Raw genomic sequence first — 13,411 nt, 5'->3', positions numbered from 1 at the left:
GACGGCTCGCTAGAACATCCTCATGCCGGACATCAGGTCCGGCGGTACACGAGGATGATGAGCCATGCAGGCCCTTACCAAGACTCTGATCGGAACCGTCGCCGCCGGTGCCATGGCGGCTTCTGCGGCGACGCCGGCCCTGGCCCGCGATCGGGACGGTGGCATCGATGCCGGAACCGTGATTGCCGGCGCGCTCGTGGTTGGCGGGATTGCCGCCATCGCGGCGTCCGCAGGCAACAAGGATCGCGACGACTATCGCTACGACGCGCGCTGGGATCGCGATGGGCGCTATGGGAGCTACGACTACCGCCGGGGCATCAGCCGGCGCGACGCGGTGGACCGCTGCGTGGCCGCCGCGACGCGGACGGCGAATCGGTACGCCTACGGCGGACGTGCGCGCGTGACCGACATTCGCGACGTCGATCGCAAGAACTACGGCTACAAGGTGGAAGGCCGCATTGCCGTCAACGGCGTGAACCACGCCTGGCGCGGCGGTTACGACACGGGCAAGTTCGCCTGCAAGGTCGACCACCGCGGGCATGTCGCGGACCTCGACTTCAAGGGGATTCGCGGCCTGTGATCCCTTTGGAAGGACAGGCGGTTCATGCCCATGAAAGCATCAGCCGCCTACCTTTCTTGACGTTGGACGGCGCGGATCGTGCGCGCCGGGTGTGGGATATGCACCGATGAAGATTTTTCGTTCGCGTACCGCTGCCTCGCTTGCGGCGCTGGCTGCCCTTTCGATGACCGCGACGCCGGTCTTCGCTCGCGGATATGACCGGGGCTATCCCCGGCACCACCATCATCGCGGCGGGATCGACGGCGGAGACGTGCTGGCCGGTCTGCTGATCGTCGGCGGCATAGCCGCGATTGCCAGCGCCGCCAGCAAGTCGAACCGCGAGCCGGTGCGCGAGGATCGCTATGCCTACCCCGGCGGCCCGGCCTACGATGAAAGCGGATACGTGGAGGTTCCGCCGGTACGCGGATATGCCGGCAGCGACTATCCCGGCGGTCCTGTCGCGGCGGGTGGCTTCGACGGTGCGGTCGATGCCTGTACCGGTGAGATCGAGGGCGGCGATCGCCGCATCGGATCGGTCGACAACGTGCGCCGCATGGGCGAGCGCTACAGCGTGGAAGGCCAGCTCGAGGACGGGCGCGGCTATGCCTGCAGCGTCGACGAGAGCGGGCGGGTGCGCTCGGTCGCGGTAGACGGGCGGGCGATGATCTGAACCTCGCTTTCCCGGCGCGAACTTTCGGTCGCCGATATTCAGGTCCGAATAGTCAGTCCCGAATAGTCAGCCCTTATGCGTCGGCAGGCCGAGCGACCAGTGGATGGCTGCGCCGCGCAGGGCAAAGCCGGCGCTCACCGCAATTATCCAGGTAAACCCCGGGGCCAGTCCGAGAGCCATGCCCGCCGCCGCAAGGGCAGCCGCCAGCGCGGCTGCGGTCACGTAGAGTTCGGGGCGCATCAGGATGGAAGGCTGGCCTGCCAGCACGTCGCGGACAATGCCGCCTACGCAGGCGGTTACCACGCCCATCAGTACCGCCGGGACATCGGGCACGCCCCATGCCAGGGCCTTGATCGTTCCCAGCACCGCATAGACGGAAAGGCCCAGCGCGTCGGCCCATTCCAGCAACTGGCCCTGCCACCAGCGCACCGGCGTGAACCATGCCAGCAGCGCGACCGCGAGGCAGACCGGCGCAACCAGGCGGTCGTGCATCCAGAACACGGGCGCGCCGATCAGCAGGTCGCGCAGCGAACCGCCACCGACGCCGGTGACCAGCGCGAAGAACGCCACCGTCACGAATGTCTGCTGCAGCCGCGCGGCACAGAGCGCGCCAGTGAGCGCGAAAACGGCGATCCCGAACAGGTCGAGGACGGGGGGCAGGACGGGATCCACGGGTGACATGAGTGTCCCTTATCACGTGTCGGTCGTCTTGACTGCCAGTACATTTGCGATACACAAAGGATCATAAAATCCGGGGGGAGCGGCGCGTGTCATACGAAAACGCAGATTGGTATACGGATGTCTCGCTCGTCGAGGATCCGCACGCCTATTTCGACTACCTGCGCGCGCAGGGCCCGGTCGTGCCTCTTCCGCATCACGGCGCGGTTGCCGTGGTCGGCTATGACGAGACCGTCCAGCTCATGCTCGATTCGGAGCACTTCTCCGAGATCAATGCTGTCACCGGCGGGCTGGCCAAACTGCCCTTTACGCCCGAGGGCGACGACATCACCGAGGCGCTGGAAGCGCATCGCAAGGAAATCCCCTTCGCCGACCAGATCGTGACGGAAAGCGGCACGCGCCATGCGAACCTGCGTTCGATCCTCTCGCGCCTGTTCACGCCCAGCCGCCTCAAGGAACTGCAGCCGCAACTGCTGGCGACGGCCGAAGGGCTCATCGACGAGTTCCATGCCGACGGCAAGGTCAACATCGTGCTGCAGTACGGCGGCCCTTACGGCGCCCTGGTGATCTCGGACCTGCTCGGCCTGTCGGACAAGACCCGGCAGAAAGTGCGCGGCTTGCTGGAAGGCACGCTTCCGGTGCCGATGGACGCGACGCCCGAGGACATGATGAAGAACCCGCTGGTCCCGGTGGGCAAGGACCTGTTCAAGCTGATCGCCCAGCGGCGCATGGTGAACCATCCGCTGCTGCGGCCGCTGCACGCCCTGCTGGCGCACGAGGACATCCTCAACGATCTGGCCACGGCGACCTATCCCGACGGCAGCAAGCCCACGCTGGTCGATCTCACCGGCCTTGCCGCCTTCCTGTTCGGGGCCGGGCAGGACACCACCAACCGCCTGCTCGCCAATGGTTTCAAGGTCATCGCCACGCGCCCCGACATCCAGGCCGAACTGCGCGGCAACCCGAAGCGGATCGAGGATTTTATCGAGGAACTGCTGCGCTACGACGGTTCGGTGAAGAGCGCGGGACGGATCTGCCAGAAGACGACGACGCTGGGCGGTGTCGAGATCAAGGCCGGCACGCCGATCCTGCTGAGCCACATGGCTGCCAATCGCGATCCGGCGCGCTTTCCCGATCCCGGCAGTTTCAACATGGATCGTCCGAAGATCAAGGAGCACCTCGCGTTCGGGCGCGGTGCCCACACCTGCATCGGCGCGCCGCTAGCCCGGCGCGAAGTGGCGACCAGCATCGAGCGGCTGCTGGCGCGGATGGACAATATCCGCCTGTCCGAAGAGCACCATGGCTCCGAAGGCGCACGGCATTTCGAATATGAGCCGACCTACGTCCTGCGCGCGCTCAAGGGCCTGCATCTGGAGTTCGATCCGGTTTGAGCGGGCCGATCTGAGTCGGGCCGGGAACAGCGCCGTCGCCGCCGGGCTTGCACCGGCGGGGCAGGGCATTAGGGTGCCGCCATCACAGAATTGACGGACTTTCCCCTCATGAAAACCACGAAATGTCTTTCCCTTGCGGCCTTGCTGCTGGCGAGTGCCGCCAGCGCGCAGCCTGCCCCCGAAGTGGCCCCGGCACCCGCCGCTCCGGCCGAACCGGCCTATGACCTCGCCGCGCAGAAGGCGAAGCTGGCGACGATCGAGATGGACGTCGACACCGCGTTCCTCAATGCCGAGCAGCGCGAGGTCGTGAACCTGCTGATCAAGGCCTCCGACCTGCTGAGCGAAGTCTACCTGCGCCAGCGCTATGCCGAGAACCCGCAAGTGCGCCGGGCGGTCTCGATGAACCGCCGCGCCGACCGCGACCTGCTCGTGGAGATGTTCGACCGCAATTTCGGCCCGTGGGACGAACTGGCCGAACTCCATCCCTTCTGGGGCACGACGCCGATGCCCGAGGGCGCCGGCTTCTATCCCGAGGATATGACGCGCGAGGAACTGGAAGCCTATATCGCGGCGCATCCCGAACAGAAGGACGCGCTGCTCAGCCCCTACACCGTGGTGAAGCGCGACGGGGACAAGCTGGTCACGGTGCCCTATTCGGTCGAGTACAAGCAGTGGCTGGAACCGGCCGCGACGCTGCTGGATCAGGCCGCGGCGAAAACCGGCAACCCCAGCCTCAAGACCTTCCTGACCCTGCGCGCCAAGGCGTTCCGCGACGATGACTATTTCGCCAGCGAACTGGCGTGGATGGACCTCAAGGACACGCCCATCGAAATCGCCATCGGCCCCTACGAGGTCTATACCGACCGGCTGATGGGCACCAAGACCGCGTTCGAGAGCTTCGTGACGCTCAAGGACCCTGAGGAGTCCGCCGCGCTCGCCAAGTACAAGAACTACCTCAAGGACATGGAAGCCAACCTTCCGATCGAGGACCAGTACAAGAACTTCCAGCGCGGCTTTGCCAGCCCGATCGCGGTGGCCGAGCAGGTCCACGGCGGCGGCGACAACGTGCCGGGCGTCCAGACCATCGCCTTCAACCTGCCCAACGATGAACGCGTGCGCGAGGCCAAGGGCGCGAAGAAGGTGATTCTCTCGAACGTGCTGGGCGCGAAGTTCGAACGCATCCTCAAGCCCATGGGCGCGCTGGTGCTCAAGCCCGATCAGGCCGGGCTCGTGGCCAAGAAGTACATGCAGTACGAAACGCTGTTCCACGAATTGTCGCACAGCCTTGGGCCGGGCACGATCGTGGTGGATGGCAAGAAGACCACGGTCGATCAGATGATGAAGGAGCAGGGCTCGGCGCTGGAAGAGGCCAAGGCCGATGTCGCCGGCGTGTGGAACATCCTGCTGATGATGGACAAGGGCGAGATCCCGGTGGCCGAGAAGCCGCAGCTTTTCGCCACCTACTTCACCGGCATCTTCCGCGCGGTCCGCTTCGGTGCGGTCGAGGCGCACGGCAAGGGCGCGGCGCTGCAATATGCCTACCTGCGTTCGCAGGGTGCCTTCACCTATGATCCGGCGACGAAGCGCTATACGGTCGATGATGCGAAGATGGAGGCGGGCGTGCGCGATCTGCTGCACGACATCCTGATGCTGCAGGCCAAGGGCGATTACGAGGGGACCAAGGCCCTCATGGCCCAATGGGCCAAACTCGATGCCGAGGCCGAAGCGGCGATTGCCTCGATGGACACGATCCCGGTCGATATCCGCCCGGTTTATCCGAACGCGATCTGACCTGAGAAGCCCTCTCCCTTTCAGGGGAGAGGGTTGGGAGAGGGGGAGCAGTACCCCGAATTCGTCATTGCCGCGGGCCTACGGCCCTCGCAATGACGATCGGGAAGGCCCTCAGTGCGGCACGGTGCCGAGTTCGAAGCCGGTCTTGTCGTGCAGGGCGAACTTGTCGACGATGTCGGCGCTCGCCTCGTTGTAGCCGATCACCTTCACGTCGGCGCCGCCCTTCGCCAGCTTGCCGACGATCTTGTCGAGCGCGTCGACCGAGGAGATGTCCCACAAGTGTGCGTGGGTCATGTCGATCATGACCTTGGGCGCGGCTTCCTTGTCGGTTTGCATCTGCTCGACGAAGCGGTGGACCGAGGCGAAGAAGATCTCGCCCGAGACGCGGTAGGTCGCGGTCTGGCCGTCGGCGCTGACTTCGCGTTCGACACGGAACAGGCGCTGGACCTTGTGCGCGAAGAAGATGCCCGATAGCAGCACGCCCGCGCCCACGCCCAGCGAAAGGTCGTGCGTGGCGACGACGACCACCACGGTCGTGACCATGACCACCGAGCTCTGCCAGGGATGGCGGCGCAGGTTGGGGATCGAGTTCCACGAGAAGGTGCCGATCGACACCATGATCATGACCGCCACCAGCGAGGGCATCGGCACCTGCCCGACATAAGGGCCGAGCACAGCCAGCAGGATGAAGAGAAAGAAGCCGGCGATAAAGGACGACAGGCGTCCGCGCCCGCCCGAGGTCACGTTGATGACCGACTGGCCGATCATCGCGCAGCCGCCCATGCCGCCGAACAGGGCCGCGACGATATTGGCGATGCCCTGGCCCCGGCATTCGTAGCGCTTGTACGAATCGGTGTCGGTCATGTCGTCGACGATCTGCGCGGTCAGCAGCGATTCGAGCAGGCCGACCGCGGCCATGGCGCCCGCGGTGGGGGCGATGATCTGCAGCGTTTCCCATGTCAGCGGCACGTTCGGCAGCCCGAAGCTGGGCAGGCCGGAGGGCAGTTCGCCCATGTCGGCCACGGTGTGGACGGGCAGGCCGAACCCGATCGAGAGCGCGGACAGCACGATGATCGAGACCAGCGGAGAGGGGACGGCGGTGGTAATGCGCGGGAACAGGTAGATGATCGCGAGGCCACCGAGCACCATGGCGTAGGTGTGCCAGGTGACGTCCATCAGCTGCGGCAGCTGGGCCATGAAGATCAGGATCGCGAGCGCGTTGACGAAGCCGGTGATCACCGAGCGCGAAACGAATTGCATCGCCAGATTGAGCCGCAGCAGGCCGGCGATGATCTGGAACACGCCCATCAGGATCGTCGCGGCGAAGAGGTATTCGACGCCGTGTTCGCGCACCAGCGGGATCACCAGCACCGCGACCGATGCCGTCGCCGCCGAGATCATGCCGGGGCGGCCGCCGGTGAACGAGATCACGATGGCGATGGCGACCGAGGCCCACAGGCCCACGGCCGGATCGACGCCGGCGATGATCGAGAAGCCGATCGCTTCGGGAATCAGCGCGAGGGCCACGACGATGCCGGCGAGAACGTCGCCGCGGATGTTGCCGAGCCAGTCCTGGCGAAAATTGGTGAAGAAGAGCATCTGACAATCCAGCCGGACAGGGGCCGCGCACGCGCAGATGCAGGCTCGGCCGATTTCGGAAAAAGGGCGAGCGTCTTCGCACCCGCAGCAAAATACGCGGGCGCTCATGCCTTATCGGGCCGGTTCGCGCAACCCGTCGCCCCTGAAGCGCGGCTGATCGTGCCGGGGCGTTACTCGGCCGCTTCGTCCAGTTCCTCGGCCTCGGCCGCCTGGCGCGCCCACATTTCGGCATAGAGGCCGTCATGGCGCAGCAGTTCGCCATGCGTGCCGCTTTCGGCGAGGCGTCCCTCGTTCAGCACGAGGATCTTGTCGGCATCGGCAATCGTCGAAAGCCGGTGCGCGATCGAGAGCGAGGTGCGGTGTTCGGCGATGCGGTGGAGCGTGGCGAGGATGTCCTGCTCGGTGCGGGTATCGAGCGCGCTGGTTGCCTCGTCGAGCATCAGGATCGGCGGGTTCTTCACCAGCGTGCGGGCAATGGCGACGCGCTGCTTTTCGCCGCCCGAGAGCTTGAGCCCGCGTTCGCCAACTTCGGTGTCGAAGCGCTTGGGCAGGCGGTCGATCAGGCCCATCAGCGCCGCGCCCTTTGCGGCGGCCTCGATTTCGGCCTGCGTCGCGCCGTCGCGGCCATAGCCGATGTTGTAGCCAATGGTGTCGTTGAACAGCACCGAATCCTGCGGGACGATACCGATCGCCGCGCGCAGGGAGGCCTGCGTCACATCCTTGATGTCCTGCCCGTCGATCAGGATGCGCCCGTGCTGCGGATCGTAGAAGCGGAACAGCAGGCGCGCGAGCGTGGACTTGCCCGCGCCGGACGGGCCCACGATCGCGTAGTTCCTGCCCGCGGGTACCTCGAAGGAAAGGCCGTTGAGGATGGTCCGGTCATTTTCATAGCCGAACACCACGTCCTCGAAGACCACCGAGGGCTTGCGGATCACCAGTGCCGGGGCGCCCGGCTTGTCGGCGACTTCGACGTTGGTATCGATCAGGCGGAACATCTCGGCCATGTCGATCAGGCCCTGCCGGATCGTGCGATAGACCATGCCGAGCATGTCGAGCGGGCGGAACAACTGGGTGAGATAGGTCTGTACGAAGACCAGCTGGCCCGCCGTGTACTTGCCCTGGTACCAGCCCCATACGGTCCACGCGAGCGCGACCGCCATCAGCAGGTTCACCACCACGGCCTGGGCGATGTTGAGCATGCCCAGCGAGTTCTCGCTCTTCACCGCGGCAGCGGCATAGGCGCGGGTGGCCTGCGCGTAGCGTTCCTCTTCGCGGTGCTCGGCGGAGAAGTACTTCACCGTCTCGTAGTTGAGCAGCGAATCGACCGCGCGGGCCAGCGCCTGCCCGTCGAGCCGGTTCATCTTCTCGCGCAGCTTGGTGCGCCATTCGGTGATCGTGCGCGTCACCCAGATGTAGGCGGCAATAGCCACGGCGGTTGCCGCGACGAGGCCGGGGCCGAAGTTCAGGTAGAAGATGACCGCGACGATCACGAGCTGCAGCACGGTCGGCGCGATGTTGAACAGCATGAAGTAGAGCATCGTGTCGATGCTCTTGGTCCCGCGCTCGATCGTCTTGGTTACTTCGCCGGTGCGCCGGGCCAGATGGAAGCGCAGGCTCAGGCGGTGAAGCTGGCTGAAGACGTTTTCCGCCAGCGCGCGCGTCGCATCCTGCCCGACTCGTTCGAACACGATGTTGCGCATATTGTCGAACGTGGTCTGGGCGAGGCGCCCGGCGGCATAGCCCAGCACCGTCCACATCGCGAGCTGCAGCAGCTTGGGCCCCGTCGCGCCCATCGTGTCCACCGCCCACTTGAGCAGATAGGGCAGGGTGAGCTGCGTCGCCGTCGATGCGAGGATGAACAGGCAGGCGATGACGATCCGCCAGCGCAGCGCCTTGTTGTCGCGCGGCCAGAGGTAGGGAAGGAAGCGCAGCAGCGTGCGCCAGCCATCGTGGCGGGCATTCGGATCGTTGGTGGCGGTATCTGGCGGCATCGGCGCTATTTAGGACGCATGCCGGGCGACGCAATCGCCGGATGCGTTATTGTGGCAGATCGAACAGGATGCTGCGCGAATTGAAATCGATGGCGACGCGCTTGAAGACCCGCAGTTCGCGCATTCCCAGGAAGATCGCGGGACGCTTGCGCAGGTCCAGTTCGCGAAAGGCGGGGGCATCGGCAAAGGCGATCAGCACGTTGGTTACCGTGAGATCGTTGATCTTGAGGTTGCGTGCGAGACCCACCTGCGCGGAAAGGTTGTGCCCGGTGACGCTGAGAAGCGTGGTGTTGAATGCCGGCCGGTCGCGCATGGCCTTCTGCAGCGCGAGGTTCCCGACGGTACCGCTGGCGCCGGTATCGATGACGACATCGACGGGGATGCCGTCGATCCGGGCATTGGTCACGATCAGCCGCCCCGAGCGCTTGCGGGCACGCACCGTGATTTCATAGCCCGCGCGGCCACCCAGCTTGTGCGGATCGCCGATGGCGATGGTGTTGCTGTCGAAATCGAGCAGCACGCGCTGGTGCTGGAGGCTGTCCGTACCCAGGATTCCGTCGGCACCGATGTGCTCGTGTTCGAGCAGCGGCACCACGAGGTTGTAGAGTTCGCGTTTGCCGATGCCGAGCGTGTCGAGCTGCGCGGTGGCCACGTTGTTCTCGCCGGCCATGCCGATCACGCGGACCTGCGGCCCCACCGCGAGGCCCAGCCTGCCGGCCAGGGCGGTCGAGACGACGGTGCGTTGCGAGCCGGTGTCGATCAGGAAGCGGTAGGGGCCCTTGCCCTCCAGCGCGACGTCGACGGTCATGCGTTCGTATCCGTCCGCCTCTCCTTGCAGGACTTCCGAATCCTCGGGCTGGGCGGGCGGGGCAGGGGGTGCCCCCAAGGTCACCGGATCTGCGATAAGCAGAGCCAGCGCAAGCGCGGTTCCAGACATGTTCCTCTCCAGCGGAGTCGTTGCTCCGCCCTTCCATTCTTATGCGTGCACAATATCACAAATGGGAGGAATTTACCACTTTGCCGAGCCCGTCCGGGAGAGGTTCGGCCGGGCGAACCGGGAATTCCTCGAAGAAGGGGGAATGATCGCGCGAAACCTTGCGCATGAACCAGGCGCCGCTCGCGAGAATGGCGGAGCGGTGCGAAGCGTCGAGCACCCGGGGGCTGGATGCGCCCGGGGGGAAGTCGATGAAGCGCCGGTTGTCGGCAAGTCGGCCGGGAAAGGCATGGGCGATGATCGTTGGTACCACGTGCTCGTCGGCGCAGATCGTTCCCGCCAGACGGCCGGACGCGATCAGCCGCGGCAATTCGCGGGCCAGCACGCCAAGGGCATCCGCCGGCAGCGACCACCATTGCGAACCATAGCGCCACTCGCCCCAGGGGCGGGGCCGTTCGAGGCCGAAGTGCCTGCGCGCGGCATCGAACCAGCGGGCGAGGCGCCGCAGTTCCCAGGTCACCGCGTAAGTGCGCCTGTCCTTTTGCGGATCGAGGCGCAGCCAGCGCGTGTCGAAGCGGAAGGTTTGCATCCGCTCCTCCAGGTGGCCGGCGCGGGCCTCCAGGTGGCACAGCCCGTTCTCGCGCGTGATTTCGGCCACGATCTGCTCGCGCGGGGCAATCGGCCAGTCGGCCCCGCTGATGAGATGGGCATAGTCGCACCCTGCGCGCACGGCTGCGGCGACGAGCTTTGCGATTGCCTCGATCTGGCCGTGATGGCCCCAGCGCACCGCCACGGGATCGGGCACCAGCACCATGCGCCCGTCGGGATCGGCCGGGCGTCGACGAAGGATGTTCCAGAGGGCGGAGCGCCGGTCCGCATGGACGATGGCGACATCGGGCGAGCCGGGAGGCACCAGCACGTCGATCAGCGCATCGAGCTGATTCTCGTCCTCGTGAGCGAGGATGAGGTATGCCATCCGCATCGGATCAGCCTGCCGACCGGGCGAACAATGGACCTGCGATGGCGCCGACCGCCCCGCGCACCTCGGCCCACGCCGGGTGGCGCGTCAGCGCCAGCGTCGCCAGCCAGCTCAGCACACCGAGCCCGCACAGTGCCAGCAGCACCGGCAGCCCCATTTCCGCGCCGCGCATGCCCAGCGAATAAGCGGTGATCAGCGGCAGGCCCGCCGCCAGCGCGCAGATCGCGCTGCGCAGGTAGACCATCAGCAAGCGATCGATCCTGAAGCCGATGATCCCGCTGAGGTAGAGCGCGTAGATGGACCACCAGACCAGGCCGTAGGCGAGGCGGCTTTGCGCCGCCTGCTCCAGACCGATCGTGCAGCCGATGGCGAGGATGACGACGGCAGCCGCCGTATCGAGCAGGTTGACCCAGACGAGCTTTTTGATCTGTCCCAGCAGCAGGGGGATGTCCATCTGCAGGGGAATGGCGACGAAGAACATCTCGGCCAGCGCGGTCCAGCGCAGCAGCGGCGCGGCGCCGATCCAGTTGGGGCCGTAAAGCAGCATCACGAGCGGTTCGGCGCAGAGCGCCAGCCCGGTCATCGCGGCCCAGTTGAGCGCCGTGTAGCAGGCGACGAGATGGAGATAGGGGGCCGCAAGCGGTTCGCCCGCGTCGCGCTTCCTGGCGAAGGCCGGGTAGAACACGTTGCCGATCGCGCCGGTCACCAGCGTCGTGAGCTGCCCTGCCAGCGCGCTCGCGCGGCTGAACAGGCCGGTTGCGGCGAGGCCAAGCAGTCGTCCGACGATGAGATCCTGCGAACGCTGGCCGACCGCGCCGCTGGCGCTCAGGACGAAGGACATCGAACTGAAGCCCAGCATCGGCTTCACCGTCTTCAGGTGCGAGGGCATCCGAGGGCGTACCGGGTGTATCAGGTTGGCGATGGTGGCGCGCGCAAGCGCGGTGGCAAGGACGCCCCAAGCCAGCGAAGCCGCGCCGAAGCCGCTGGCGGCCAGCGCAATGGCGGTGGCGTTGCCGGCAAATGCGCTTCCCGCGTTGACCTTGAACAGCGCGCGGAAATCCATGTCCTTCACCAGCAGCGCGGCGGGTACCGTCGCGTAGGGCATCACGAGATAGGACCCGGCGATCAGCCAGAGCAGGTGGATGAGGGCGGGCTCCTTGTAGAAGGACGCCACGAAGGGAGAGGTGGCGGCGATCGCCAGCGCTACCGTCCACCCGATGCTGACCGACACGCTGGCATAGTGCGGCACGGCTTCGGGCCGCATTTCCGGCTGGCCGGAAATGAAGCGGGTGATGCCCATGTCCTGGAATATCGAGACCAGCATCGAGGCGGCCAGGGCGATCGAGAACAGCCCGACGTCGGAAGGGAGCAGGAACAGCCGCGAGATGATGACGCTCGCCGCGAACTGGATCACGAACGTCGCGTATTGGGCGGCAAGCGACCAGACGGCTGCGTTGCGAATCGACATCGCGTCAGCCCGATGTCGCGAGCGTGGCGGCAAGGCGCAGGGCGCGAAGCGGCTCTCCGAAACGCAGGAGCCGGGCGACTGTGCGCCACATGCCGTCGCGCCGGCCGCCTTCGCGCACGTGCTTTACCAGCAGGTCGAAACCCTCGTCACGCATCGCGCTGGCCGAATAGCGCAGCCCGAGCGCGACCTGTTCGCGGACCTGGCGCGAAATGCCGGGGCGGCCGAACAGCGCGTCGAGTTCGTCGATGGGGGGAAGCCGTTCCAGCGTTTCGGTGGGGTCGGGCCGTCCGGCCTGCCTCTCGCGCCAGGCGGCCTGGGCAACGGCGGTACCGATCTGCTGCTCGGTCGCGTGACGGGAGGAGACCTGCGCCGGATAGCGGCGATAGCGAAGCAGCCTCTCGGGAATGTTGCCAAGCCGGGTCACGCTGGCGAGACGCAGCCAGAGGTCTAGGTCCTCGCAATGACGAAAGGCCGCGTGATAGCCGCCGACCGAGCGCACGACATCGCGCCGGTACATCGCCGCCGGATGGCAGATCAGCTGCCCGCCGACTTCGATGGCCTCGAGCAGGTCTTCGTGAGTCAGCGGGTGATCGGCCATGCCGGTGCGGACGAGCGGTTCGCCGTCTTCACCGATGTCCTCGCTCCAGGTTCCCACGACTCCGTAGTCCGGGTGCTCGGCAAGGAAGGCGATCTGCTTGGAAAAGCGATTGGGCCGGCAGATGTCGTCTGCGTCCATTCGCGCGATGATCGGGGCCTGCGCGGCTTCGATCATTTCGTTGAGGCTGGCGATCAGGCCGCGATTCTCGCGCAGGATCGGGCGGATGCGCGAATCGCGCGCGGCATAGCGTTGGATGATCTGCGGCGAGGCGTCGCTGGAACCGTCGTCGACAATAAGGAACTCGAAGTCGCGGAAGTCCTGGGCGAGAACGCTTTCGATCGCGGGCGCCAGAAAGCGCTCGCCGTTGTAGACGCTCATGGCAACGCTGATCGCCGGTGTCGGCATCGATGACGGGGTCCCGTTTACTGGCGGGCCCAGACGGCCCGTGTGCACGGATCTGCGTTACCCCTGCATGGTAAACAAAGCGTGTGGGCAGCGCCTTTGTCGCGGGGGCTGAAAGGAGGGCTGGGCGGAGCCGGCCGGGGCTCAGGTTGCAAACGAAGCGAAGCGCCCCATATCGACAAGGTGCATGAGAACGGCCTGCAAAGCCTACCATTCGAGCTGTGCAAAACTTTTTTGAAGAAAGTGTTTGACCGAATCGGGGGTGGGTTTTAGAGGGCCTCTCACCGCAGCGGAACACGCCGGTTTTCACCGGTTCTGAGGCGGTCGCCAACATAGACGGACAGCTTGTCC

The 13,411-nt window shown here is 65.9% G+C and carries 11 protein-coding genes; 4 read left to right on the top strand and 7 right to left on the bottom strand.

The annotated features are described in order from the left end of the window. The first annotated feature begins 64 nt into the window (after positions 1-64). Both NZK81_RS11290 and NZK81_RS11285 read left to right on the top strand, forming a co-directional pair. The gene (locus tag NZK81_RS11290; protein WP_260046190.1) at positions 65-580 is read left to right on the top strand and encodes a hypothetical protein; all 516 of its coding nucleotides are present in this window, start codon (positions 65-67) and stop codon (positions 578-580) included. 106 nt (positions 581-686) lie between these two features. After that, a complete protein-coding gene (locus tag NZK81_RS11285) occupies positions 687-1,229 on the top strand; it encodes a hypothetical protein (RefSeq protein WP_260046189.1) in 543 nt (180 codons plus the stop codon). A 66-nt stretch (positions 1,230-1,295) separates the two neighbouring features. Here the strand turns inward: NZK81_RS11285 and NZK81_RS11280 are convergent, their stop codons facing one another. Next, on the bottom strand, positions 1,296-1,910 hold the full coding sequence (locus tag NZK81_RS11280) for a trimeric intracellular cation channel family protein (RefSeq protein WP_260046188.1): 615 nt from the start codon (positions 1,908-1,910) through the stop codon (positions 1,296-1,298). An 86-nt stretch (positions 1,911-1,996) separates the two neighbouring features. Between NZK81_RS11280 and NZK81_RS11275 the strand changes: the two genes are divergently transcribed. Both NZK81_RS11275 and NZK81_RS11270 read left to right on the top strand, forming a co-directional pair. Beyond that, positions 1,997-3,298 (top strand): cytochrome P450, encoded by a 1,302-nt coding sequence (locus NZK81_RS11275; RefSeq protein ID WP_260046187.1) that lies wholly within the window; start codon positions 1,997-1,999, stop codon positions 3,296-3,298. 108 nt (positions 3,299-3,406) lie between these two features. After that, complete coding sequence (locus NZK81_RS11270) at positions 3,407-5,089, top strand: dipeptidyl-peptidase 3 family protein (RefSeq protein WP_260046186.1); 1,683 nt, start codon at positions 3,407-3,409, stop codon at positions 5,087-5,089. A gap of 111 nt (positions 5,090-5,200) precedes the next feature. Here NZK81_RS11270 and NZK81_RS11265 read toward each other — a convergent pair whose 3' ends face one another. The 6 genes from NZK81_RS11265 to NZK81_RS11240 all read right to left on the bottom strand — a co-directional run bounded on the left by NZK81_RS11265 (position 5,201) and on the right by NZK81_RS11240 (position 13,063). Beyond that, the gene (locus NZK81_RS11265) at positions 5,201-6,688 is read right to left on the bottom strand and encodes a SulP family inorganic anion transporter (RefSeq protein WP_260046185.1); all 1,488 of its coding nucleotides are present in this window, start codon (positions 6,686-6,688) and stop codon (positions 5,201-5,203) included. 170 nt (positions 6,689-6,858) lie between these two features. Beyond that, positions 6,859-8,679 carry an ABCB family ABC transporter ATP-binding protein/permease gene (locus NZK81_RS11260; RefSeq protein WP_260046184.1) on the bottom strand — a complete coding sequence of 607 codons (1,821 nt, stop codon included), beginning with the start codon at positions 8,677-8,679 and terminating at the stop codon, positions 6,859-6,861. Positions 8,680-8,725: 46 nt separating this feature from the next. Further along, entirely contained in the window at positions 8,726-9,616 is an 891-nt protein-coding gene (locus NZK81_RS11255; protein ID WP_260046183.1) for an aspartyl protease family protein, read from the bottom strand. 55 nt (positions 9,617-9,671) lie between these two features. Then, positions 9,672-10,589 carry a beta-1,6-N-acetylglucosaminyltransferase gene (locus tag NZK81_RS11250; RefSeq protein WP_260046182.1) on the bottom strand — a complete coding sequence of 306 codons (918 nt, stop codon included), beginning with the start codon at positions 10,587-10,589 and terminating at the stop codon, positions 9,672-9,674. 10 nt (positions 10,590-10,599) lie between these two features. After that, positions 10,600-12,060, bottom strand: a complete 1,461-nt coding sequence (locus NZK81_RS11245) for an oligosaccharide flippase family protein (protein WP_260046181.1) — start codon at positions 12,058-12,060, stop codon at positions 10,600-10,602. A 4-nt stretch (positions 12,061-12,064) separates the two neighbouring features. Further along, the gene (locus NZK81_RS11240) at positions 12,065-13,063 is read right to left on the bottom strand and encodes a glycosyltransferase (protein WP_260046180.1); all 999 of its coding nucleotides are present in this window, start codon (positions 13,061-13,063) and stop codon (positions 12,065-12,067) included. Positions 13,064-13,411 lie beyond the last annotated feature (348 nt).

The organism is Novosphingobium mangrovisedimenti (assembly GCF_025153475.1).
Taxonomy (GTDB): Bacteria; Pseudomonadota; Alphaproteobacteria; order Sphingomonadales; family Sphingomonadaceae; genus Novosphingobium; species Novosphingobium mangrovi_A.
Note: the sequence above shows the minus strand (reverse complement) of the source record. Positions and strands in the feature narration are given on the sequence as shown.